Annotated in this window: 17 protein-coding genes; 5 read left to right on the top strand and 12 right to left on the bottom strand. The window is 64.8% G+C overall.

Annotated features, from left to right (window positions below; all coding sequences use genetic code 11):
* The 7 genes from AC07U1_RS16680 to AC07U1_RS16650 all read right to left on the bottom strand — a co-directional run bounded on the left by AC07U1_RS16680 (position 1) and on the right by AC07U1_RS16650 (position 9,551).
* Positions 1 to 2,307 (bottom strand): TonB-dependent receptor, encoded by a 2,307-nt coding sequence (locus AC07U1_RS16680; RefSeq protein ID WP_495197752.1) that lies wholly within the window; start codon positions 2,305 to 2,307, stop codon positions 1 to 3.
* Positions 2,308 to 2,580: 273 nt separating this feature from the next.
* A complete protein-coding gene (locus AC07U1_RS16675; protein ID WP_187139367.1) occupies positions 2,581 to 4,293 on the bottom strand; it encodes a cation acetate symporter in 1,713 nt (570 codons plus the stop codon).
* Positions 4,290 to 4,628, bottom strand: coding sequence for a DUF485 domain-containing protein (locus AC07U1_RS16670; RefSeq protein WP_262408112.1), 339 nt, complete (start codon positions 4,626 to 4,628; stop codon positions 4,290 to 4,292). The genes AC07U1_RS16675 and AC07U1_RS16670 overlap by 4 nt, the downstream gene beginning before the upstream one ends.
* A 58-nt stretch (positions 4,629 to 4,686) precedes the next feature.
* Entirely contained in the window at positions 4,687 to 5,967 is a 1,281-nt protein-coding gene (locus AC07U1_RS16665) for a mannitol dehydrogenase family protein (RefSeq protein ID WP_495197751.1), read from the bottom strand.
* A gap of 38 nt (positions 5,968 to 6,005) precedes the next feature.
* Complete coding sequence (gene uxaC, locus AC07U1_RS16660) at positions 6,006 to 7,418, bottom strand: glucuronate isomerase (protein ID WP_495178244.1); 1,413 nt, start codon at positions 7,416 to 7,418, stop codon at positions 6,006 to 6,008.
* A complete protein-coding gene (locus tag AC07U1_RS16655) occupies positions 7,415 to 8,731 on the bottom strand; it encodes an MFS transporter (protein ID WP_056349337.1) in 1,317 nt (438 codons plus the stop codon). The genes uxaC and AC07U1_RS16655 overlap by 4 nt, the downstream gene beginning before the upstream one ends.
* Positions 8,732 to 8,756: 25 nt before the next feature.
* Positions 8,757 to 9,551 carry a 2-keto-4-pentenoate hydratase gene (locus AC07U1_RS16650; RefSeq protein WP_495178245.1) on the bottom strand — a complete coding sequence of 265 codons (795 nt, stop codon included), beginning with the start codon at positions 9,549 to 9,551 and terminating at the stop codon, positions 8,757 to 8,759.
* A gap of 146 nt (positions 9,552 to 9,697) precedes the next feature.
* Between AC07U1_RS16650 and AC07U1_RS16645 the strand changes: the two genes are divergently transcribed.
* Positions 9,698 to 10,747, top strand: coding sequence for a LacI family DNA-binding transcriptional regulator (locus tag AC07U1_RS16645; RefSeq protein WP_495178246.1), 1,050 nt, complete (start codon positions 9,698 to 9,700; stop codon positions 10,745 to 10,747).
* 4 nt (positions 10,748 to 10,751) lie between these two features.
* Positions 10,752 to 12,272, top strand: a complete 1,521-nt coding sequence (locus AC07U1_RS16640) for a UxaA family hydrolase (RefSeq protein ID WP_495178247.1) — start codon at positions 10,752 to 10,754, stop codon at positions 12,270 to 12,272.
* A gap of 167 nt (positions 12,273 to 12,439) precedes the next feature.
* On the opposite strand, the gene AC07U1_RS16635 is transcribed toward AC07U1_RS16640, so the two are convergent.
* From AC07U1_RS16635 to AC07U1_RS16625, 3 genes are all read right to left on the bottom strand, one after another.
* On the bottom strand, positions 12,440 to 12,841 hold the full coding sequence (locus AC07U1_RS16635) for a hypothetical protein (RefSeq protein ID WP_495178248.1): 402 nt from the start codon (positions 12,839 to 12,841) through the stop codon (positions 12,440 to 12,442).
* Positions 12,842 to 13,026: 185 nt separating this feature from the next.
* Complete coding sequence (locus tag AC07U1_RS16630) at positions 13,027 to 14,640, bottom strand: family 43 glycosylhydrolase (RefSeq protein ID WP_495178249.1); 1,614 nt, start codon at positions 14,638 to 14,640, stop codon at positions 13,027 to 13,029.
* Positions 14,641 to 14,716: 76 nt separating this feature from the next.
* Positions 14,717 to 17,578, bottom strand: a complete 2,862-nt coding sequence (locus AC07U1_RS16625) for a TonB-dependent receptor (RefSeq protein WP_495178476.1) — start codon at positions 17,576 to 17,578, stop codon at positions 14,717 to 14,719.
* 259 nt (positions 17,579 to 17,837) lie between these two features.
* Between AC07U1_RS16625 and AC07U1_RS16620 the strand changes: the two genes are divergently transcribed.
* The 3 genes from AC07U1_RS16620 to AC07U1_RS16610 are packed head-to-tail and all read left to right on the top strand — an operon-like array spanning position 17,838 to position 20,599.
* Positions 17,838 to 19,220 (top strand): pectate lyase family protein, encoded by a 1,383-nt coding sequence (locus AC07U1_RS16620; protein ID WP_495178250.1) that lies wholly within the window; start codon positions 17,838 to 17,840, stop codon positions 19,218 to 19,220.
* On the top strand, positions 19,217 to 19,615 hold the full coding sequence (locus AC07U1_RS16615; protein WP_495178251.1) for a cupin domain-containing protein: 399 nt from the start codon (positions 19,217 to 19,219) through the stop codon (positions 19,613 to 19,615). The genes AC07U1_RS16620 and AC07U1_RS16615 overlap by 4 nt, the downstream gene beginning before the upstream one ends.
* A 3-nt stretch (positions 19,616 to 19,618) precedes the next feature.
* Positions 19,619 to 20,599 carry an alpha/beta hydrolase gene (locus AC07U1_RS16610; RefSeq protein ID WP_495178252.1) on the top strand — a complete coding sequence of 327 codons (981 nt, stop codon included), beginning with the start codon at positions 19,619 to 19,621 and terminating at the stop codon, positions 20,597 to 20,599.
* Positions 20,600 to 20,714: 115 nt separating this feature from the next.
* Here the strand turns inward: AC07U1_RS16610 and AC07U1_RS16605 are convergent, their stop codons facing one another.
* Complete coding sequence (locus AC07U1_RS16605; RefSeq protein ID WP_495178253.1) at positions 20,715 to 22,229, bottom strand: carboxylesterase/lipase family protein; 1,515 nt, start codon at positions 22,227 to 22,229, stop codon at positions 20,715 to 20,717.
* Positions 22,216 to 23,229: a sugar kinase gene (locus tag AC07U1_RS16600; protein ID WP_495178254.1), complete on the bottom strand. Its 1,014-nt coding sequence runs from the start codon at positions 23,227 to 23,229 to the stop codon at positions 22,216 to 22,218. The genes AC07U1_RS16605 and AC07U1_RS16600 overlap by 14 nt, the downstream gene beginning before the upstream one ends.
* Positions 23,230 to 23,257: the final 28 nt, after the last annotated feature.

The raw sequence follows: 23,257 nt of genomic DNA, 5'->3' as shown, positions 1-23,257 counted from the left end.
TTAGAGACTGTAGCCGAGACGAATGCCGAAGGTGCGCGGCCGCATCGTGCCGAAGCGGCTGTTCAGGAAGGCCTCGGGATGGATGTAGGTGATCGAATGATCGTCGAAGACGTTCTCGACATATAGCTGCGCCGAGATATCGCCCTTCTTCAGCCCGAGGCTGAGGTTGACGTTGCTGTAAGCATCGGTCTTGCCGAAGGTCGCGAGCGGCACGTTCGGCGCGCCCGGGGTGTTCGGGAAGCTGCTGTTGTACGACCCGATATGCTGCGCATTGACCGCCAGCAACGCATCGACGTCGGACCCGATCTTGAAATTATACGACATATAGGCCGATCCCTGAATCCGCGGCGCCGACAGCCGGTGCCCGAGCACCGCGCCCGAAATCGCCGCCTCGGCAGGCGACAGCCTGGTGATCTTGCTATCGTTATAGGCGCCATTGAAACCGATCGACCAGCCGGTCACGGGGATCACCGCGACCTCGAACTCGAAACCCTTGCTCTGAGCCGCGCCGATGTTGGTCGCGAACTGCACCGAGTCCGACACGCGGTTCGCCTGCGCCTGGATGTTCGTCCAGTCGATCAGATAGAAGGCCGCGTTGATGCTCACCCGCCCGCCGAGCCAGCGCCCTTTGGCGCCGACTTCATAGCTATTGAGGCTGTCGGACGTCGCACCAAAGGGAATGGTGATGTCGTTGGGGCTTGTCGCCGGCGGCGGGCGATTTGCGAAGGCGTTAACAATTGGCGCCCGAAAACCGGTAGAGATGGTGGCATATGTGGTCAGCGTGTCGCTCGGCTTGAAGGTCGCGCTGGCTTTCCATGACGGCTTGGATCCTTTCGCTTTGAGTCCGGTCACGGCTGCAAAAGGCGTTTGCGTAAAGTTTATGTTCCGGAACCCAAGCAGGGCGTAATCGAAATAGCCAAAGCCTGCGGCGGTGGAGAGATAACCGCCCGCCTTCGTAAAGCCCTGCGCCGACGTCTCACCGTACCGCATGCCACCGGTGAGCCAGAACTTGTCCGAGAAGCGATAGGTCAGCTCGCCAAAGCCCGCGAGTTCCTTGCTGAGCGAATGCGTATATTGCTTCTGATAATATTTGTCGGGCAACCCAGTGTAGTTGCGTTCTGCCAGGAAGGCCAAGCTCGAGCGGTAGAAATAATCGACGTCGCGGCGGCGATCGAGATAGAAGCCGCCGACCACGAACTGGAACGGGCCGTCGAGCGTCGAGGCGAGGCGCGTTTCCTGCACGAACACCTTGTCATAGCCATCGGCGTCGAGGCCGAAGGCAATCGGCGCCCCCGGGAACGAGCCGGGTTGAAAGGTGCCGGCGAGGTCGACGTAGAAACGCTGCTCGAAATCCGAATATGTCGACGAACTGGTGAGTTTGGCGAAATCGAACTCATAGTCGATCGTCGCGTTCGCAATCAGCTGCTTGCCGGTGAAACGATCGGGTTCGTCCGAAACGCGCTTGTTGCGCCCCAGCGACGGGCTGGTCAGCGAACTGTCCTTGGGGTTGCTATATTCGTAGCTGCCGAGCAGCTTGATCGACAACCGGTCGGTCGGTTTCCACAGCAGGGTCGCGCGCCCGCCATAATCGATCAGCGTATTCGAATTGTGGACGCCCGTCCCGACATTGTCGAGATAGCCTTCCTCGTCGCGGTAAAAACCGACGACGCGCAGCGCCAGCTTGTCTTCGACCAGCGGCACATTGACCATCGCATTATAACGCTGGCGGACGCTGTCCGAGCCGGTCAGCCCGAGATCGACGAGCGCGGCGGTGTCGAAATCATTGAGGTCGGGGCTTTTCTGCAGGATGCGCATCGCGCCCGACAGCGAACCCGATCCGAACAACGTCCCCTGCGGCCCGCGCAGGAATTCGACGCGCTCGACGTCGAACAGATTGGGATCGACGACAGTGGTGTTACCGATCGTCGAGACCGGCAGTTCGTCGATATAGATGGCGACCGAGCTCTGCAGGTTGGCGTTATAGCCGTTGGTCGCGATGCCGCGTGCGGTGAAATTGTTGAAGTTCGCGGTCGGCTTGTTGAGCACGACGCCCGGCGTCTCGCGCCCGATGCCCTCATAACCGACGATGCCCTTTTCGGTCAGCTCTTCCTGCGAATAGGCCGAGATGCTGAGCGGCACGTCCTGGATGCGTTCGGCGCGGCGTGTGGCGGTGACGATGATCGACCCGTCGTCGCCATCCGGCTCCTCGGCCTGCGGGGCGGTGCCCCCGGCATCCTGCGCCACGGCGATGGTCGGAACGGTGAACAGCGCGCCCGCGCACACGGACGCCAAGAAAATTGCCCTCATCATATCTCTCCCAGCATGCGCCGATCGGGTGTCGGCGTCGGGACGTTTATGCCGAGACTTCACGGATGAGTCAATATTCACTCTCTCGTGTGTGAATGTTGTGGGAAGGGACGAATTATGCGTAAAGTTTGGCAGAAATCATAGGCTATGAGTCGAACTACCCTCACCCTTCCCACCGGCTTTGCCGGCGGGCCCCCTCCCTCTCCCGGCGGGAGAGGGAGGGAGGCGCGAAGCGCCGGAAGGGTGAGGGTAAACGAATCAGGCGGGCCGAATTCAGTGGTCCGCAGCCCCCGCGGCGCCGATACCGGTTTCGGCGCGGACGCGCTGCGCCGGGTAACCCGCCCGGTCGACCGCCGCGCGCCCGCTCTTGTCGGCGAGCGAGACGAGCCAGATCGCGAGGAACGCCGCGGGCATCGAGAAGATCGTCGGCGAACTGTACGGAAAGACCGGGTCGGCATGGCCGAGCACCGCGACCCAGATCGCCGGCGACAATATCGTCAGCACCAGCGCCAGCAGCACCCCGACGAAGCCGCCGACGACGACGCCGCGCGTCGTGCAGCCATCCCACAGCAGCGACATCACCAGCACCGGGAAATTGCCCGACGCGGCGAGCGCGAAGGCAAGGCTGACCATGAAGGCGACATTCTGCTTCTCGAATGCGATACCGAGCAGGATTGCGAGGATCGCGAGCACCGGAACGGTGTAGCGCGACACCTTGAGCTCGTCGGCCGAATTCGCCTGCCCCTTCTTGACGATCGACGCATAGATGTCGTGCGACACCGCCGACGCCCCCGACAGCGTCAGCCCCGCGACCACCGCGAGGATCGTCGCAAAGGCGACCGCGCTGACGATGCCGAGGAAGATATCGCCGCCGATCGCCGAGGCGAGATGAATCGCCGCCATGTTTCCTCCGCCGCGCAGAGAGCCGTCTGGCATCAGATAGTCGGGGTTCGACGCGACGAAGGTAATCGCGCCGAAGCCGATGATGAAGGTCAGGATATAGAAATAGCCGATCCAGCCCGTGGCCCACAGCACCGACTTGCGCGCTTGCTTCGCGTCGGGAACGGTGAAGAAGCGCATCAGGATATGCGGCAGGCCCGCGGTGCCGAACATCAGCGCCATGCCGAAGCTGATCGCCGACAGCGGGTCCTTGATGAAGCCGCCCGGCCCCATGATCGACAGGCCCTTCGCTGCCGCGTCCGCGGGCGTCGCACCCGCCGAGGCGGCAAGCCCGGTCTTCACCTCGACCGCCTTGGCGAACAGCGCCTCAGGCGAGAAGCCGAAGTTCCACAGCACCGCGAACGCCATGAAGCTCGCGCAGCCGAGCAGCATCACCGCCTTGATGATCTGGACCCAGGTCGTCGCGATCATGCCGCCGAACAGCACATAGCAGGTCATCAGCGCGCCAACGATCAGCACCGCATAGGTATAGGGCAAGCCGAACAGCAATTTGATCAACTGCCCCGCGCCGACCATCTGCGCGATGAGATAGAAGAGCACGACCGCGAGGGTGCTGAACGCCGCGAACAGCCGCACCGGGGTCTGCGCGAAGCGGAAGCTGACGACGTCGGCGAAGGTGTAACGGCCGAGATTGCGCAGCCGCTCGGCGAGCAGGAAAAGCAGGATCGGCCAGCCGACGAGGAAGCCCGTCGAATAGATCAGCCCGTCATAGCCGTCGGCGAAAATCTGCGCCGAAATGCCGAGGAAGGAGGCGGCCGACATATAGTCGCCGGCGATCGCGAGGCCGTTCTGGAACCCCGTGATGCCGCCGCCCGCGGTGTAGAAATCGGACGCGGTACGCACGCGCCCCGCCGCCCAGCGCGTGATGCCGAGGGTCGCGAGCACGAAGGCGGAGAACATCAGGATCGCCGGCCAGTTCGCCGCCTGCTGCTCGGTCTGGCCGGTCAGCGCGTCGGCCGCCGCGATCGCGGGCCAGCCGAGCGCGAGCAGGATCAGCGCAGTGCGGGTGATCGGAAAGCGGCTCATGCGCCATAATCCCGGCGCAGCGCATCGAGGTCGCGATCGAATATCTTGTTGGCACGGCGCACATAGAGCGCAGTGAGCAAGATGCCCGCGACGATCACTCCGAGTCCGAGCGGAATGCCGAGCGAGGTCACGCCGCTCCCCAGCGGGCGCGCGAGGATATGCGGTTCAAACGCGATCAGCAGGATATAGCCGAAATAAATGACCAGCATGACGATCGTCAGCCGCCAGCCGAAGCGCGACCGCGTCGTCACCAGCCGTTGATAGCGTTCGTCCTGCTCAATATCGCGCGTCGCGGCGGCGGCTTGTGCCCCCTGCCCCTCTCCCCGTTGTTCCAAACCGTGTCTCCCGTTTGTTGCAACAGCTATGCGGTGATTGGCGGGCAAACCCAAGCGCTTATTCGGGCCGCCATTCCGAGGGCAGGACCCCGTCCGCTCCGAACAACGCCGTCATCGCATCGGGACCTGCCACGGCTTCGCGCAGCCGATCGGCGAGCGGGTCGTCGATCGGGAAAGCACCACCGCGCAAAAAGGCGATCCACGCATCGATCGCCGCGAGAAGCGACGGACAGCGCGCGCCGCGCCGCTGGTGCCAGGCGAGCGTTTCGAGCCAGCGCTGCGGGATCTTCTGGCTGCCGTCCATCGCGATCTGGATCAGCCGGTGGTCGAGCGCGGGGTTGGCGAAGCGGTCGAGCAGCGCATCGGCATAGACGGACAAATCCTGCCCCGGCGCGGCGTCGATCGTCGGCGCCGCCTCGTCGCGCATCAGGCTTTCGATGACCGGCCGGATCGCGCGATCGGCGATCGCCTGATGCACATAGGCGTGGCCGCGCCCGAGGCCGATATAGGCAAGCGCCGAATGCGCGCCGTTGAGCAGGCGCAGCTTCGCGGTTTCATAGGGCGCGACATCGGCGACAAGCTGCGCCCCGACCGCCTCCCAGCGCGGGCGCGGGCCGGCGAAATCATCCTCGATCACCCACTGGCTGAAACCCTCGGTGACCACCGCGCCCTCGTCGCGCACCCCGAGTTCGGCTGCGATCGTGGCGCGGTCGGCGTCGGTTGTCGCGGGGACGATGCGGTCGATCATCGTCGCGGGACAGCGGCACGTCGCATCGAACCAGGCGGTCAGGTCGGAATGATAGGCTATCAGATACTCGCGCATCAGCCGTCGCAGCACCGCGCCATTGTTCGCCAGATTGTCGCAGCTGAGCAGGGTCAGGCCGGGCAGTCCGGCCGCCTTGCGCTGGACCATTCCGGCGGCGACGAAGCGGTAGAGGCTCGATACGCCCATCGCCGCGGCGAGATCGAGCGCCCCATCGGCGCCATGCAAATAGCCCTTCTCGGTGACGGTAAAGCTGACGATATGCGTCGTCGGCGCGGCGATCGCGTCGATCACCGCCTGGCCGTCTTCGACCGCGACGAGCACCTTCTGCACCGCACCGATCAGTCGCAGTTCGCTGCCCGCCGCGCTGCGCGTCGCGACCGAATAAAGCCCGCCCTGCGGATTGAGCTGCGCCGCGACATCGCCCGAGCGCAGCGACACGCCGATGATGCCCCAGTCGCGGTCGCCCGCGCCCATCGCATCGTCGGTGTAGACCGCCTGATGCGCGCGGTGAAAGGCGCCGATGCCGATATGGACGATCCCCGCGGTCTGCGCGGCGCGGTCGTAACCCGGCACCCGCACCGACGCCGGGAGCGGCGTTTGCGCCGAAAGCCTCACAGCTTGTACGCGGCCTTGGCGAGATTGTAGCTGAGGTCGGTCGCCAGTTCGGCGGCTTCCCATTCTTCCATGCGGTGCTCGGCGACGAGCTGGGCGAGGAAGCCGCAGTCGATCCGCCGCGCGACGTCGTGCCGCGCCGGGATCGACAGAAAGGCGCGGGTGTCGTCGTTGAAGCCGACCGTGTTGTAGAAACCCGCGGTCTCGGTGACCTGATTCCGGAACCGGCGCATCCCCTCGGGACTGTCGTGGAACCACCAGGCGGGGCCAAGCTTGAGCGCCGGATAATGGCCCGCGAGCGGCGCGAGTTCGCGCGCATAGCTCGTCTCGTCGAGCGTGAAGAGAATGACCGTCAGCGCCGCCTCATTGCCATATTTGCCGAGCAGCGGACGCAACGCCTGGACATAATCGGTGCTCATCGGAATATCGGCGCCCTTGTCGCGCCCATAATGGTCGAACAGCCAGGCATTGTGGTTGCGCAAGGCGCCGGGGTGGATCTGCATCACCAGCCCGTCGTCGAGGCTCATCCCCGCCATCACGGTCAGCATATGGGCACGGAACAGCTCGGCATCGGCGGCGCTCACCTCGCCGCGCGTGACGCGCGCGAACAGCGCCTCGGACTCGGTGCGCGTCAGGTCGGCGGTCGCGGCGGTCGGATGGCCATGGTCGGTCGAGGTCGCGCCCATGCTGGCGAAAAAGGCCCGGCGCTTGCGGTGCGCGGCGATATAGCCCGCATAGCTGTACGCATCCTCGCCGGTCAGCTCGGAGAAGCGCGCGAGATTCGCGTAGAACCCTTCGAAGTCGGGATCGACCACCGGGTCGGGGCGATAGGCGGTGATCACCCGCCCCGCCCATTCGCCGCTGTCGTTCGCGGCGCGGATCACGCGATGATGCTCGAGCGTGTCGAGCGGGCTTTCGGTGGTCGCGATCACCTCGATGCCGAAGCGGTCGAACAATGCGCGCGGGCGGAAGGGCCCGGTCGCGAGCGCCTCGGTGATCCGGTCGTAATAGAGGTCCGACGTGGCCGCCTCGAACTGCACTTCGATGCCGAACGCCTCGGCGAACACCCAGTCCATCCACATCCGCGACGGGGTGCCGCGGAACAGGTGATAGCGCTCGGCGAACAACCGCCAGCTTTCGCGCGGATCGGCAGCGGGGTTGCGAATGCCGAGCGCGTCGAGCGACACGCCCTGCGAATAGAGCATCCGAAACACATAATGATCGGGGTGCAGCAGCAGCTCTGCGGCGTTGCCGAACGGCGCGTTGTCCGCGAACCAGCTGGGGTCGGTGTGACCGTGCGGGCTGATGATCGGCAGCCCCGCCACCTCGGCATAGAGCCGCCGCGCGATATCGCGCTGCCCCGGGTCCGACGGGAACAGGCGATCGGGATTGAGGGCGAGCGGACGGGTCATGCGGGGGCAGCATCGCTTTCTACGGTCACCGGCGCAAGCTTGGGGCTGAGCAGGTGGATCGCCAGCACCGCGAGGAAATAGACGGTGGTGCACGCGGCGAAGATGAGCGTGTAGTTGCCGCCGGTCGCGTCGAGGACGAGGCCGGTCGATTTGGCCATGATCATGCCGCCGACGCCGCCCATGAACCCGCCGAGCCCGATCACCGACCCCACCGCGCGTTTCGGGAACATATCGGGGGGGATCGACAGGATCGTCGACGAGAAGGCCTGATGTCCGGCGAGCGCGATGCCGATCAGCACCACGGCGAGCCACATATTTTCGAGGCCGGTGACGAACAGCAGCGGCAGGACGCAGAATCCCGCGCCCAGCATCGTGACCTTGCGCGCGAAATTGACGCTATGTCCCTGCTGAATCAGCTTAGAAGAGGTCCAGCCTCCGACGATGCTGCCGACGTCGGACAGCAGATACATGATGATCATCGGCAGCAGGACGACCTTCAGGTCGACATTATAGGTCGTGCTGAAATATTTGGGCAGCCAGAACAGCATCAGGAACCACACCGGGTCGGTCAGGAACTTGCCGACCGCAAAGGCCCAGGCTTCGCGCTTGGTGACGATCTTGCTCCAGCCGAGGCGTTCGATCTTCTCGGGCGGGTCATGCTCGATCCATGCGAGTTCGGCTTCGCTGACCTTGCCGCTCTCGCGCGGATTGCTGTACAGCCAGAGCCACAGGACGAGCAGGATCGCGCCGAAAATGCCGGTGTAGATGAAGGTCTGGCGCCAGTCGAAACCCATCCAGACCATGAACAGCCAGATCGTCGGGGCGGTCAGAATGACCCCGATCGTCGTCGCGCTGTTGACCCAGCCGATGGCATAGGCGCGCTCCTTCTGCGGAAACCATTCGCTCGATGCCCGCACGACCGAGGGGAAATGCCCGGCCTCGCCGACGCCGAGGATGACCCGCGCCATCATGAAGGAGACGACCGACGAGGCGAAGCCATGCGCGACATGGCCGATCGTCCAGATCGAAATCGCGATCGCATAGCCGACCTTCGGCCCGAAACGGTCGATCAGCCAGCCCATCAACAGGAAGCCCATCGCATAAGCCGCCTGGAAGGCGGTGACGATGTTGCCATAATCATTCTCGGACCAGCCGAGATCGTCGCCGAGCACGGGGGCGAGAAGCCCCAGCATCGTCCGGTCGATATAATTGACCGTCGTCGCGGCAAAAAGCAGCGCGATGATCAGCCAGCGGTACCGTCCGGCCCGGGGCACCGGCGACGCCGTACCTCCGTCCGCGATTGCCTGTGCCATGACTCTCTCCCGTTATCGGCTCTTGTTAGCTTGTGATTTTACAGCTGACGCGGATTTTTCCGTCGAACAGCGCCTCGGCGTCCTGGCCGGGGCGAATTTCATGCACCCCGGTGATCGCCCCCGCCGACACCCAGGTGCCGGGCGGGATGGCGATACCGCGGGCGCGCAGCGCGCGGATCAGGAACAGCGCCGACCCGAACGGGCCGTCGAGCATCGTTTCCATCGTCGCCGCACCGATCCGTTCGCCATCGATGCGAAATTCGACCGGCATCGCGATCAGGTCGGCATCCTGCCATCCGGCGATGCACGGGCCGACGACCAGCCCCTTGTTATTGCCATAGTCCGACGCCGTGACCGCGGGGCCATGTTTGTTGATATCGGGAAACGGCGAACTCGCGATCTCGATCCCCGTGCGCACTTCGTCGATCGCGTCGCGGACCGAGGCGATGTCGTACTCGCGCGTACCCACGTCGCCGAAGCGCAGCAGCACCTCGGCCTCGGCCGCCGCGAACCCCCCGCCGTAGACCGGCATGGCGGGGACCGCCCCGTCGGCGGCATCGACGATCTCATTGGTAAAGATCGGCCCCGCGATGCGGTGGCCTCCGAAACGCGCGACCAGTTCGTCGGCTATCCGCCCGACCTTCCAGCCGCCGATCGGGCGACCGTCGAAGGCGATCGCCGAATCCTGGATCGCATAGGCCTCGGCCAGGCCCTGCGGCATGGCGCCGGGATAGTCGGTAAGCGGTGTCTTTGCGGCCCGCGCGGCCAGAAACGCCTTGGCTATGGCTTGTTGTTCGCTCGTTGCCAGCATCTTTGTCATTTCCCTCATCCGAAAATTCCTGTAAGAGACACCGGTGTCAAAAGCAAGCGAATAGCCATCAGCGCGGTTGATTTTGTGACAGCGGGCGCGCAGTAGGAAACAGCGGGCCGGACCAACCGGGTCCGCACAGGAAAAGTGAAACCTCCATGGCGCCACGCACGCGGGAAAAAAGCGGCAAGCAACCGACGATCAACGACGTCGCGGCACTTGCCGGCGTCTCGAAAAAGACCGTCAGCCGGGTCATCAACCGGTCCGAATTCATTACCGACAAGACGCGCCAGGCGGTCGAACAGGCGATCAAGATGCTCGGTTTCGTGCCCAACCCGCAGGCGCGCGCGCTGGCCTTTCGCCGCAACTTCCTGATCGCGCTGCTCCACGACAATCCGAACGCGCAGACGGTGCTCAATTTCCAGCAGGGCGTGCTCGACGCGATCAAGGACAGCGACCTCGCCTTGCTCGTCCGCCCGGTCGATCGCGGGTCCGACCGGATGCTCGACGATGTGCGCGTGTTCCTCGAAAAGCAGCGCCCGATCGGCGCGATGCTGCTGCCGCCGATTTCGGAGAATGACGAACTCGCCGCGCTGTGCGAGGATCTGGGCGTGCGCTACGTCCGGGTCGGATCGGCGCAACTCGACGACGCCAAGCATTGCGTGTCGTCAAACGACCGCGAAGTCGTTGCCGAGGCGGTCGGCAAGCTTGTCGAACTCGGCCATCGCCGCATCGGCTTCGTGCGCGGCCCGGTCGGTTTCCGGTCGGCCGCCGAACGCGAAAAAGGCTTTCACGAGGCGCTGGCCGCGGCCGGACTGACGCTCCCCGCCGAACTGTCGGCACCGGGCAATTATCGCTATACTGCGGGCATCGAGGCGGGCGAGGCCTTGCTGTCGCTGACCGCGCCGCCGACCGCGATCTTCTGCTCGAACGACGAGATGGCGGCCGGCGTGATGAGCGTCGCGCACAGCAAGGGCATCGCGGTGCCCGCCGACCTGTCGATCATCGGCTTCGACGACAGCCCGACCGCGACGCATATCTGGCCCGCGCTGAGCACCGTGCGCTGGCCGATCCGCGAAATGGGGGTGCGCGCGGCGCGGACATTGGTCCCCGACTTCCTCGATATCGGCACCAAATCGTCCGACGAACCCAATGTCATGGCGTCGACCTTCGTCGAACGCCAGTCGGTCGCCGCGCCGAAAGGCTGAGGCGATGGCGAATATATCCGATCCTCCGACGACGTTGACACCGGTAACCGCGCTGAGGATCGATCCCGGCGACACCGTCGCGATCTGTCTGGCCGATACGGCGGCGGATGATCGCATAACGGTGGATATGGCGACGATCACCCTGATCGACGCCATCCCGCGCGGGCATAAATTCGCCCTCGCCCCGATCGCGCGCGGTGATGCGGTGATCAAATATGGCTTTCCGATCGGCGTCGCGACGGCCGACATCCCGGCGGGCGCGCATGTCCACAGCCACAATCTGGCGACCGCGCTCGGCGGCGGCGACGATTATCATTATGCGCCGCGCGGTGCCGCGCCCCCTGCCCCGCCGGTCGCGATCCGCAGCTTTGCCGGTTACCGCCGCGCCGACGGACGTGTCGGCACGCGCAACGAAATCTGGATCCTGCCGACGGTGGGCTGCGTCGGCAATCTCGCGGCGCGGGTCGCAAGGATCGCGGGCGCGCGCCATGCCGGGCGCGTCGATGGCGTCCATGCTTTCAAACACCCCTTCGGCTGTTCGCAGCTTGGCGACGATCTGGGGCACACGCGCGACCTGCTCGCGGCGCTCGCGCAGCATCCGAACGCCGGCGGGGTGCTGATCGTCGGGCTCGGCTGCGAGAGCAACCAGCTCGGCGCCCTGCTCGACACCATCCCGCCCGATCGGCGCGCGGCCATCCGCACGCTGTCGGCGCAAGCGGTCGAGGACGATCTCGCCGCCGCGCTGACGCTCGTCGATGAGCTGGTGGAGATCGCCGCCGCGACGATACGCAGCGATGTGCCGCTCTCCGCCCTCACCCTCGGGGTCAAATGCGGCGGATCGGACGGCCTTTCTGGGCTCACCGCCAACCCGCTCGTCGGGCGCATGGCCGATGCCGTCGCGGGAGCGGGCGGCAAGGTCATCCTCACCGAAATCCCCGAAATTTTCGGTGCCGAACAGATGCTGATGGACCGCGCCGTGTCGCGCGAGGTGTTCGACCGCGCCGCCGAACTGGTCCGCAGCTTCAAAACCTATTTCATCCGCCACGGCGAGCCGGTGAGCGAAAACCCCTCCCCCGGCAATATCGCCGGCGGCATCACGACGCTCGAGGAAAAGTCGCTCGGCGCGGTGCAGAAGGGCGGGCAGGTACCGCTCGTCGATGTCAAACTCTATGGCGGCGAAGCGGTGCTGCCCGGGCTGACCCTGCTCGAAGCACCCGGCAATGACGCGGTGTCGTCGACCGCGCTCACCGCCGCCGGCGCGACGATGATCCTCTTCACCACCGGGCGCGGCACCCCGCTCGGCTTCCCCACTCCGACGCTCAAGATCGCATCGAACAGCGCGCTCGCGCAGCGCAAGGCGGGATGGATCGATTTCGACGCCGGGCGGGTGCTGGCGGATGGCTTCGACGCGGCGTCGGATGCCCTGCTCGACCTGATCGCCGCGACCGCCTCGGGTGCGCCGACGCGCGCAGAGGCGAATGAGGAACGCGACATCGCGATCTGGAAATCGGGCGTCACGCTTTAAGGGTTCGCCGCGCAGGAAAAGTTTTGCGCAAAGACGCAAAGACACGAAGAAGGCGTGCGAGATTGCAAAGCCTGTTGCCACCGCAAGCGGGCTTTTTTGACAATTTTTGGACGTTTGCGAAGATGAATGAGGGACTACCGGTGTCGACAGATTGCGGACATAGAGCGTCAGAATTTCCGAGCGCCTGGTTCGGCAACTAACTGATGCTGGTCCTGCCAGATAATATGTCCGGGATCGCGGGTGGTCAAAATATCTACATGAACACCACAGGCTTCCAACGCCAACTTCAGTTGGTGCATTTGCCTGATATGCTCGATCGCAACAGGCTTGAACCATGACAGACCGGGCTGTCCGCGGCCCTTCCAGCCGCCACGTGAAAACTGGCTGGGAACTGCCAAATTCTTTTTGAACCAGTCGTAAATTTCGCCAATCTGCATCAATGCCCAAGAAGGGGCGAAACTACACTCTCGCGCTTCGTCCAAGGCTTGGAACAAGCCCAAGCGCTGGCGTTGAGATTCAACCTGCTGATAGCAGACGAAACGGACATATACTTTTTCGGGCTTGGCCATAAACTCGGGGCAGGCAATGGACTGATGCCGGGTCTTTTAATCGCTGATTCTAAAACTGCCAGCCCGCCTCCCACCCCAAAGCCGACGTTCGGCACGCGGGTTTCTTGGCGCATGGAAAAGGCGAGCGCAGATCCTTGGCGCGTGCCTGCTTGGTGTCCTTGCGTCTTTGCGCGAAACAGATATCGCTACGCCAGCGCCTCGAAGCGGAAGTTGCGGAACTTCGCCTCCCCTTCTCCCGCCGAATACAGTCCCGGCCGCAGCATCAGGAAACCGCCGCGCACATTATGATGGTACCCCGACACCTCCATACCGCGATCGAAACGATGCCAGCTCTTTCCGCCGTCGCCGCTGGTGTCATAGGTGACGATATGGCGGTCGTTGGTCACCCGCATCCGCATGCTGCGACCATGCGGGTTGGCCGGGCGACCGCGTTCGATGCCATATTGGTGGGTGACGAACTTCTCTCCGTCGAAGCCGAGCCCGCAATAGAGCTTTTCGTCATAAAAGAGGATCAGCCCGGCGACCCCGCCCGGCGCGATCTCGATATCGCATTCGAACCTGTACGCCTGATCGCCCGCAATCAGCAGCAGCGGCGAAGAGTCCGACGGCGCCTTGCCGCGCGCCGTGAGTAGCAGCGCGCCATTCTCGACCCGCGCGCGGTCGCGCTCGTCGGGGGCGGGCTTGAAGAAATTCCATTTGGCGCCGAGCGCCAGCGTCTTGAAATCGTCGGACAGAGCCATGCCATGCGATCCCGCGACGGCCCCGCCCTCGGGCTTGGCGATCGGCTGCGACAAATCGCCGCCCGTCATGCGAAACCAGCCGTCGTCGGTCCACTCGATCAGGTCGAGCAGCGCCTGCCGCCCCAGCGTCCAATAGCCGTTCTCGAACCCGTGATAGACGCTCCACCAGTCACCCGCCGGGCCTTCGACCAGCGTCGCATGACCGCGCGACCACCATTTTTCGCCCGCCGATTTGGTGTGGACGAGCGGGTTCGCCGGGCAATTTTCCCACGGGCCATGGATCGACTTCGAGCGGGCGGCGATCACCATATGGCCGGTCGGCGGGCCGGCGGTGCCGCCGACCGCGGTGACCATGTAATAATAATCGCCGTGACGGGTGATCTTCGGCCCCTCGGGCGCGAAGCCCTCGACCACCCAGTCCGACGGATAGCGCCAGGGGTCATAGACATGTTCGGGTTCGCCGATCCGCGACAGGCCGTCGTCCGCCAGCCGCACCCGGTCGCCCCCCGACAGGAACAGCCAGCGCGATCCGTCCTCACCCACCGCATGGCCGGGGTCGATATGGTTGGGCAGGTTCAGGTCGACGGGGTCGCTCCACGGCCCCTCGATCCGATCGGCCCAGATCACCCAGCTGGTGTTCGGGCCCTTGGTGGGGATGTAGAGATAATAGCGGCCGTCATGCTTGCACAATTCGGGTGCCCACACCGACCCGATATTCTTGTGCAAGGCCGGACCGATCGGCCGCCAGTTCACCAGATCGCGCGAATGCCAGATGACCAGCCCCGGATAGCTGTCGAAGGTCGAGAAGGTCATGTAATAATCGGCGCCGTCCTTCAGGATCGACGGATCGGGATGGTCGCCCGCCATGATCGGGTTGAGGAAGCGTCCGTCGCCGAGGTCGGCCTTGCGCTGGCCGTCGAAGCCCCTGGCCCAGGGCGGCGCGACGCCGCTCGGCGCGGGCGCTGCCTGCGCCAGCGCGGCGGGGGCGGCCAATCCCGACAGGCCGGTCGCGAGCAGCCCGGTTCCGGCCAGTTTCAGCATCTCGCGGCGATGGGTCATAGTGCGTTCCTCGAAAAAGAAAGGCCCGGCCCCCGCAAGCGAAGACCGGGCCTTTCCGGGGACTAACTCGCGATCATCACATCTTGAAACGCGCACCGAACAGGATGGTGCGGCCGAAATGGTTGTTCTCGTAACTGCGGTCGGCATCGAAATCGGTGAAGCGATAGCGATAGGTGTCGAGCAGATTGGTCCCCTCGACCGACAGTTCGACCCACTCGGTCAGCTTGTAACGGATCGACGCATCGACATTCCATGTCGCGCCATAGCCTTCGAAGACATTGCCGGTGCCGCTGTTCGAATCGACATAGCGGCTGCGATAGCTTGCCGATGCGCGCGCGCTGAAGGCCCCGTCGTCATAATAGAGCGTGGCGTTGTAAGCGCGCTTCGACACGCCGAACAGGGTCGAGGTGCGGGTGGCGCTGACCAGCGGGCCGAAGGTGCAGTTGGGCAGCACGCAGTCGGTGATCGCGGGACCCTGGACCGTGTAATCGGCGGTCGAGCTGATGAAGGTGGCATTGGCGAGCACGCCGAAGTGGCTGAATACACCCTGATCGACGAACGCGCTGAACGGTATCTGAGCCGCCAGCTCGACGCCCTTCAGCGTCGCGCCGGTGCCATTGACCTGCGCCGAAACGGTGTACAGCTGGCTGGGATCGTTCGCGATATAGGCGGGCGAGCTCGGCAGCAGCACGCTCCGGTCGACACCGAGTTGCGCCAGCGTCGCCTGATAGGTGCCGGACACCGGGAAGCTTTCGATCTTTTTCACGAAGCCGGCGACCGACAACAGGGCCTGCGGCGCGAAATACCATTCGATCGCGGCATCGAAATTGGTCGCGCGATAGGGGTTGAGATAGGGATTCCCGTAAGTCGCACGATAGTTGAAGCCATCGAAGGTTCCGCTGGGGTTGAGATTGCCGAAGCTGGGCCGCGTCATCACCTTTCCGATCGCGCCGCGCACGACGACATCCTGCGAAGGGTAGAGCGCGACGTTGACCGACGGCAGCCAGTCGTCATAGCTGCGCTTGACGCTCACGCCATTGGCCGCCGACGAGATCTGCGCCGTCCGGACATAACGGATGCCGGCATTGGCCGCATATTCGAGCCCGAGAAGTTCACCCTTGGCATCGAACTGAAGATAGCCGCCCGATGTGGTTTCCTGCACCGAACGGGTGTTTGCCGCATCGATCGCGGGGTTGCGACTGTAGAGCCGGGTGAAATCGGTCGCGGCCGGGAAAGCCGGAATCAGCCACTGCGTCGTCGTGCCCGCCGGTTGTCCCGCCTGGCCGAGCGTGAACAGCTCCGACAGGGCCGCCGTGGCCGGGAAGCCATAAACGGCGTTCGGGCCGAAGAGGCTGGTCGGCGTACAGGTGATCGTCCCCGACGTGCTGGTCACGAGGCTGGTACCGCCATTTCCGCATACCGCGGTGTCGCGAGTGAAGGCCATGGTGTCGAAATTGAACCGGCGCCACATGCCGCCCGCCTTGACCTGGAATCCGTCGGCGACATCCCATTCGGTGCGCAGCTGGACCGTCTTGAACCGGTTGGTGACGTTCGACGGACGATCGCGGATTTCGGCGAGCTGGAAGTTCGCCGGATCGGTGACGCTGGTGCCGAAAGTCAGCACCGGACTCTTCATATCACTGTAATCGTAGAAATAATTCTGGGCATCACGGTCATCGAACACGACCGTCGTTTCGACCGGAATGTCGGCGTTCGATTTCGAAAAGCCGCCGAGCAGGGTGAAACGAAGGCTGTCGGAAATATCCTGGTCCCAGGTTCCGCCAAGCTGATAGAATTCGGTATCCGATTTGCGCAGATAATGTTCGGTGCGGACGTACACATCGTTCAGCGTCGCCGAAATCATATTGTTGTCGGCATCGTAAACCGGGTTGACCACGTTGATCGAACGCTCGTTCGAGCGCAGCAGCACCTCACCCCATTTCTCTTCACGGCTTTCCTTGAAGCGCGAATAGAGGCCATCGATCGAGAATTTCGTCGAATCGCTCGGTTCGAACTGGACCGAAGCCGTCAGCCCCAACCGTTCACGGCGATGTTCGATCTCGCCATAGCGCGGGATACGGGGGTGAAAGGACAGGGCGGCCTTTGTGCATCCGGCGCTGGGAACATAGGTGCCGCCGCTGTTCGCGGTGGTCCAGCAGTTGGTTCCATCCACCGAGTCGAACCGTGCCTGCGCCCAGCGGACCGAGTTGTTGCCAAGCTCCAACGTATCGCTCTTCGAATAGGCACCGGACACCGCCACGCCGAAGGTGCCGGCATCGTTGCGCCAGCTCAGCAGCCCGGCGACGCGCGGCCCGACATTGTTCGACAGGTCGTTATAGGAACCGACGATCGACAGCGCACCGCGCAGCCCGGATTTTCCACCCAGCGGATTGCCGGTGTTGAGGTCGACCACCGCGCCGAGCGAGCCTTCGTCGAGCGAGGCTTCGGCGGTCTTGTGAACGACGATGCTGCTGAACAGCTCGGACGCGAAGACGTTGAAGTCGAACGAACGATCACGGTTCGACGACGCACCGTCGGTCGAGGTCGCGATGGTCTCCAGCCCGTTCACGCGAACGCGGGTGAATTGCGCACCGAGCCCGCGAACGGTGATCGCCCGGCCCTCGCCGCCGTCACGCTGGATCGAGATGCCGGGAATGCGCTGCAGCGATTCGGCGAGATTCTGGTCGGGGAATTTGGCGATGTCCTCGGCGACGATCGCGTCGACCGCACCGACCGAGTCGCGCTTGACGTTGAGCGCGGCCTCCAGCGAGGCGCGAAAGCCGGTGACGACGATTTCGTCCTCGGTCGATACTTGGGTGTCGGCGGCGTCCGTCGCGGTATCCTGCGCAGAGGCCGGCGACACCGCCAGCACGGCAAGCGAAACGCCGCATGCCAACCTGCTCAAATTGCGGACGCCCTGCATTGCGTGAATAGCCATCATGTTCCTCCCTTTTGCCAGTCCATCCAGCGCTTCAGGCATGAATGACACCGGTTACTTTACGCGACAAAGTTGATCGCCCCGATCCTTTGTCCAGAAATTTAAGAGAGTAGCGCAATGCCGTCGCGATTTCGCGACGGGCCATCCATTGGCCTCTCCCCGACAATATTTTCTCGTTGACCGGTTGGGGTAACCGGTGTCAGGAAGATTGAAGGAATGTGACCATTGTGTCAATACCCCAATGAGAAGGAGAGGCAGGATGCTGAAAAAGCTCTGGTTGGCAGCGCTTTTGCTGACGCCGACCATCGTCGCACACCCCGCCACCGCCGCCGATTCGTCGCCCCTCGCCTTTCCCGGCGCGGTGGGTCCGGCGGCGCAGACGGCCGGCGGGCGCGGTGGCCAGATCCTGCGCGTGACGACGCTCGCGCCCGACGGCCCCGGCTCGCTGAAAGCGGCGATCGAGACCCCCGGACCGCGCATCGTCGTGTTCGAGGTCGGCGGCGTGATCGACATGGGGCGCACGACGATCGAGGTGAAGCACCCCTTCCTCACCATCGCCGGCCAGACCGCGCCGGGTCCCGGCATCACGCTGATTCGCATCGGCATCGACGTGAAGACGCACGATGTGATCTTTCGTCACCTGCGCGTCTATACCGGGGTCGACGGCCAACCGAAGCGCAGCGGGTGGGAGGCCGACGCCTTTTCGACCGTCGCCGCCGCCAATGTGATCGTCGACCATTGCACCTTCCTGTGGGCGATCGACGAGAATATGTCGGCCTCGGGTCCGCGCTTCACCGGCAAGACGGTCGACGAATGGCGCCAGGGCACCAGCCACAACATCACTTTTTCGAACAATCTCGCCGCCGAGGGCCTTGCCGACGCGAGCCACCCCAAGGGCGAGCACAGCAAGGGGTCGCTGATCCACGACAATGCGACAGGCATCGTCTTTTACCGCAATGTCTGGGCGCATAATGTCGAGCGCAATCCGCTGATCAAGGGCGGCGCGCAGGCGCTGATGATCAACAACCTGATCTACAATCCGCAACACCGCGCGGTGCACTATAATCTGATGAACCTCGAATGGGTCGGCCATCCCTATGTGACGGGCCAGATCACCGCGATCGCCAACGTCATGCGCGGCGGCAACGACACCGATCCGAACCTGCCCTTCCTGATGCTCGGCGGCGACGGCGACCTCGAATTTTACGGCAAGGACAATCTGGCGGTCGACCGCCATGGCGAGCCGCTACCCGAGGTTGGCCGCTATGGCGAAACGCGCGCGCAACTGATCCGCGCCAAGGCGCCGCTCGCGCCGATCGCGGGATACAGAATCCTGCCGGTCCGCGACGTCGAAACCTCGCTGCTCGCGACGGCGGGGGCGCGTCCCTGGGCGCGCGATGCCGAGGAAATCCGCGTGCTGTTCTTCGTCGCCGAGGGCCGTGGCGAGGTGATCGACGACGAGAAGGAGGTCAGCGGCTATCCCAAGGTCAAGGAAGCGATCCGAGCGCCCTTCGTCGAGGGCGACTGGGACCTGGCGACGATGGAACCGCGTTGGGGCCTCTTCTATCCCGCACAGACCGCGCCGATGCCACAGGAGCATCTGTCGGCGCGCGACCTCGACTCGCGCGGCGGCGTGAAATGAGCGCGCTGCTCGCCCTGCTGCTCGCCGGCGGCGCGGCGCCCGCGATGGTCGTGATCGACGAGGCCGCGACGCTACGCGAGGAAGCGCCGCCGCACGGCGCGATCGGGATGTCGACGGCGTACCGGATCAGCGATGCCGTCCCCGCGCCGCGCAGCTTCGAATTCCGCAAACGCGCGCTGCACGTCGGCGCCGCGATCGGTGTCCATCCGATCGACCATGACGAAATCTATTATGTCCTGTCGGGGACCGGCATCGTCCATTCGGACGGCGAGGAGAAGGACCTCAAGGCCGGCACCGCCGCCTGGCTTTACAAGGGCGCGAAGGTCGGCATCCGCCAGACCGGAGAGGAACCCTTGGTGCTGATCATCGCTTATCCCAACAAGGTCGCCGAGTAAGCGATGCGGTTCGGTCGCCGCCTCCTGCTCGCCGCCGGGCTGACGCTGCCGCTGATCGCCGCGGGAAATGCCAGTGCGAAAAGCGCCTGGACGCGCCCGGCCGGCCTCGCGCCCGACGACAGTATCGCACTGTGGCCCGAGGATCATCTGGCAGTGCCGGCGGGCCTGGTCGAAAGCGTGGTCCAGCGCAGCGACGACCCGAACGCCAGCGACCGGATGCTGCAGGGCATCACCCGCCCGCGCCTCGACATCTTCCGCCCCGAAAAGCCCAGTGGCGCGGCGGTGATTCTCGCCCCCGGCGGCGGCTATCGCTATGTCGTGGTCGACAAGGAGGGCTATGAGCTCGCGCGCTGGCTCCGCGATCGCGGGGTCACCGTCTATGTCCTCTTCTACCGCCTGCCCGGTGACGGCTGGGCCGACCGCTCGAACGTCCCGCTCGCCGATGCGCAGCGCGCGGTGCGGCTGGTGCGCAGCCGGGCGAAGGCCGACGGCATCGACCCGGCGCGCGTCGCCTTCGGCGGTTTTTCGGCGGGTGGCCATGTCGCGACCAGCCTGCTGACGCGTTTCGATGCCAAGGTCTATGCGCCCCTCGATGCCGCCGACACGCTGTCGGCGCGCCCCGACACCCTCGCCGCCTTTTACCCGGTGGTGTCGATGGATCCCGCGATTGCCCACGCCGTCAGCCGAGAAAAATTGCTTGGCCCCGCCCCCGACCCGACGCGCGCGGCGCTCTACTCGCCCGAGCGGCAGGTCCGCGGCGACATGCCGCCGTTGTTCCTGCTCCATGCCGAGGACGACGATGTCGTACAGGCGGGGAACAGCCTGCGCCTCCACGACGCGGCGCGGGAGATCGGTGTTTCTTGCGAGGCGCATTATTTCGCCGAAGGCGGGCATGGCTTCGGGCTGATGAAGACCGCAGGGCTTCCCGTGGCGGTCTGGCCCGAATTGTTCTGGAACTGGTTGGCAGCGCGAAAGATTGTCTAAACCTTCGTCATTGCGAGCGGAGCGGGCTGAAGGCAGCCGCAGACCAACCAATTCAGCGCAGCCTACGCGACTCTGGATTGCCGCGTCGCCTTCGGCTCCTCGCAATGACGGATGATTACGAACCGGGTTGGATGTACGGCACTCGCGCGAACAGCTCGCGCTCCCACGCGCGCGGATTGTCCTCGACGCGGGGACCGGCGTCGAAGATCATCGTGCGGCGTTTCTTGAGGTCATAAGCCGCCCAGCCCGGATTGCCCGTTTTCGCGAAGCGCGTGAAGGCGGTCATCATCGCCGCGCTCACCTGATGTTTGCACGTCGACTGGTCGGGTCCGGTTCCGAAGACGAGGGCGATGTCGTCGGCGTGCTTCGCCTCCATATAGTCGAGCTGATAGACGAAGGCCGGCGCGCCGGCGCGCGCGCGGGCCTCAGCCTCCTCGACCTGCCCGCGCCAACTGCGCGCGGCGGTGACGATGCGGTGGAAGAGCTCGAGCGGCTGGGCGCCGGGATAATGCGCGCGGAACTGCGCGACGACCCACACCGGATCGATGTCGACGCGCATTTCGGGGCCGATGCGTGCCGCAAGATTGTCGAAGCTCAGCCCCGAAAGCTGCTTGCCGTCGGCGGCGAAAAAGGCGCGCGTTTCCATCACCGTATTGCCGAGCATCATCGGGATGCCCAGCGACTGCGGCGCGGGATCGGGCCAGAAAGGATGGCGCGTCAGATGCTTCATGTCGAGCACCGGCCCCATATAGACCCCGCCGCCGATGATCGGGTCGGTCGCCGACAGCGCCGCGACGAGCTGTTCGACCGGCGCGGTCGCGGGATCGATGCCCTGCCCCAATTTGTCGAGGAACGCCGCCGCGCGTTTGGCCGCATTGAGCGGTCCCGAGGCGGTCACCTGCTGCCCGCTCATGGTGATCGCCTTGTGGAACAGCCCCGCCGCTTCGGGCATCGCCATCAAGGTCGCGATCTTGGCGCCGCCGCCCGACTGGCCGAAGACGGTGACATTGGCCGGATTGCCGCCAAAGGCTGCGATATTGCGCTGCACCCATTTGAGCGCGAGGATCAGGTCGAGCTGTCCGGCGTTGCCGCTGTCGGGAAAGCGGTCGGGCAGATAGAGGTAACCGAGCGCGTTCAGCCGGTGGTTGACCGTCACCACCACGACGTCGCCCTGTGCCGCGAGCGTCGCGCCATCGTTGAGCGGGTCGGTCACGCTGCCGGACGAATAGGCGCCGCCGTGGAAATAGACCATCACGGCGCGCGGTTTTTTGGCTGCAGCCGTCGGCGTCCAAACGTTGAGAAACAGGCAGTCCTCGGATTGCGGCTGATACCGGTCGCCAGCTTGCGGGCAGGCGGGACCATATTGCCCCTGATCGGCAAAAGGCTGTTCGGCGGTGGTCACCGGCACCGGGGCGCGGAACCGTTCGGCGCGCGCGTAACGAATGCCGGGATAGGCAGTCGCCCACAGCGGCGCATTCTCGCTGCGCGGCTTGCTGCGATAGGTGCCGTCGGCTGCGGATACGGTCGCATTGGGCGGCTGTGCCCATGAAGGCGCGGCACAAGACAGCAAGACCAATCCTGCTGCTCCGCCCAGCAGCAAACGACGACCAAACGGCTCAGCGCCGGACATCGAGCCCTCCCCCGTGAAATGCGTCGATATCCGCTTGGCTAAAGCGGCTCGCATCGCCGGGCAAGCTATGTTTGAGGCAGGTGAGCGCGAGGCCGCTGTCGGCCATTGCTTTGGCATCACCGCCGCCGAGATGCGCGTGGAGCACCCCGGCGGCAAAGGCATCGCCCGCGCCAATCCGGTCGACGATGCCGGTGACGTCGATCTCGTCGGTCTGATGCGCGCTGTCGCGCCGATCGACCCGCGCCGCGATGCGGTGATGATCGGCCGACACCGTATGTCGCGCGGTCGAGGCGATCAGCTTGAGGTCGGGGAACGCGGCAAAGCCCGCGTCCGCCGCTTCGCGCCGCCGGTCCGCGCCCCCGCCGGAAAAATTGCGCCCAAGCACGAGCGACAGGTCGCGATGGTTGCCGAACAAGATGTCGGTCAGCCCGATGAGTTCGGACAGGATCGCGCGCGGATCGCTGTCCCACGCCTCCCACAGCATCGCGCGGTAGTTGCCGTCGAAGCTGATCGGCACGCCGAGCCGCTTGGCGGCGCGTGCAGCCGCCAGCGCGGCTTCGGCCGAGCGCGGGCCGAGCGCGGGGGTGATGCCCGACAGGTGGAGCAGACGCGCGCCGGTCAGCAATGCGTCGAAGTCATAATCTTGCGGCCCGCTCGCCGCAAAACTCGACCCCGCGCGGTCGTATACGATCTCGGATGCGCGCAGCCCCGCCCCGACACTGAGGAAATAGAGCCCCATCCGCCCGGGCGATGGCGTGACGGCGGTGCAATCGACGCCTGCGCCGCGCACCGCCGCCACCGCTCCGCGACCCAGAGCGTTCGAAGGAATTTTGCTCACCATCGCGCAATCATGGCCGAGATGCGACAGGCCGATCGCGACATTCGCCTCGGCGCCGCCGACATGGAGCGACAGCGCGGGGGACTGCATCAGCAGCTCGTTACCCGGCGCGGTCAGGCGGATCAGCAATTCGCCGAAAAAGACGAGTCTACCCTCTGCCATCCCCACTCCGTTCGCCGCCTGTTGCGGT

The sequence above is a fragment of the Sphingopyxis sp. GW821-FHT02C12 genome (assembly GCF_059421785.1).
The sequence above is the reverse complement of the archived record's forward strand: the minus strand, read 5'-3'. Positions and strand labels throughout refer to the sequence as shown.

Coding starts and splice junctions, on each gene's coding strand:
- AC07U1_RS16680 (WP_495197752.1), bottom strand. CDS start 2,307: ATGAGGGCAATTTTCTTGGCGTCCGTGTGCGCGGGCGCGCTGTTCACC.
- AC07U1_RS16675 (WP_187139367.1), bottom strand. CDS start 4,293: ATGAGCCGCTTTCCGATCACCCGCACTGCGCTGATCCTGCTCGCGCTC.
- uxaC (WP_495178244.1), bottom strand. CDS start 7,418: ATGACCCGTCCGCTCGCCCTCAATCCCGATCGCCTGTTCCCGTCGGAC.
- AC07U1_RS16655 (WP_056349337.1), bottom strand. CDS start 8,731: ATGGCACAGGCAATCGCGGACGGAGGTACGGCGTCGCCGGTGCCCCGG.
- AC07U1_RS16650 (WP_495178245.1), bottom strand. CDS start 9,551: ATGACAAAGATGCTGGCAACGAGCGAACAACAAGCCATAGCCAAGGCG.
- AC07U1_RS16645 (WP_495178246.1), top strand. CDS start 9,698: ATGGCGCCACGCACGCGGGAAAAAAGCGGCAAGCAACCGACGATCAAC.
- AC07U1_RS16640 (WP_495178247.1), top strand. CDS start 10,752: ATGGCGAATATATCCGATCCTCCGACGACGTTGACACCGGTAACCGCG.
- AC07U1_RS16635 (WP_495178248.1), bottom strand. CDS start 12,841: ATGGCCAAGCCCGAAAAAGTATATGTCCGTTTCGTCTGCTATCAGCAG.
- AC07U1_RS16630 (WP_495178249.1), bottom strand. CDS start 14,640: ATGACCCATCGCCGCGAGATGCTGAAACTGGCCGGAACCGGGCTGCTC.
- AC07U1_RS16625 (WP_495178476.1), bottom strand. CDS start 17,578: ATGGCTATTCACGCAATGCAGGGCGTCCGCAATTTGAGCAGGTTGGCA.
- AC07U1_RS16620 (WP_495178250.1), top strand. CDS start 17,838: ATGCTGAAAAAGCTCTGGTTGGCAGCGCTTTTGCTGACGCCGACCATC.
- AC07U1_RS16615 (WP_495178251.1), top strand. CDS start 19,217: ATGAGCGCGCTGCTCGCCCTGCTGCTCGCCGGCGGCGCGGCGCCCGCG.
- AC07U1_RS16610 (WP_495178252.1), top strand. CDS start 19,619: ATGCGGTTCGGTCGCCGCCTCCTGCTCGCCGCCGGGCTGACGCTGCCG.
- AC07U1_RS16605 (WP_495178253.1), bottom strand. CDS start 22,229: ATGTCCGGCGCTGAGCCGTTTGGTCGTCGTTTGCTGCTGGGCGGAGCA.
- AC07U1_RS16600 (WP_495178254.1), bottom strand. CDS start 23,229: ATGGCAGAGGGTAGACTCGTCTTTTTCGGCGAATTGCTGATCCGCCTG.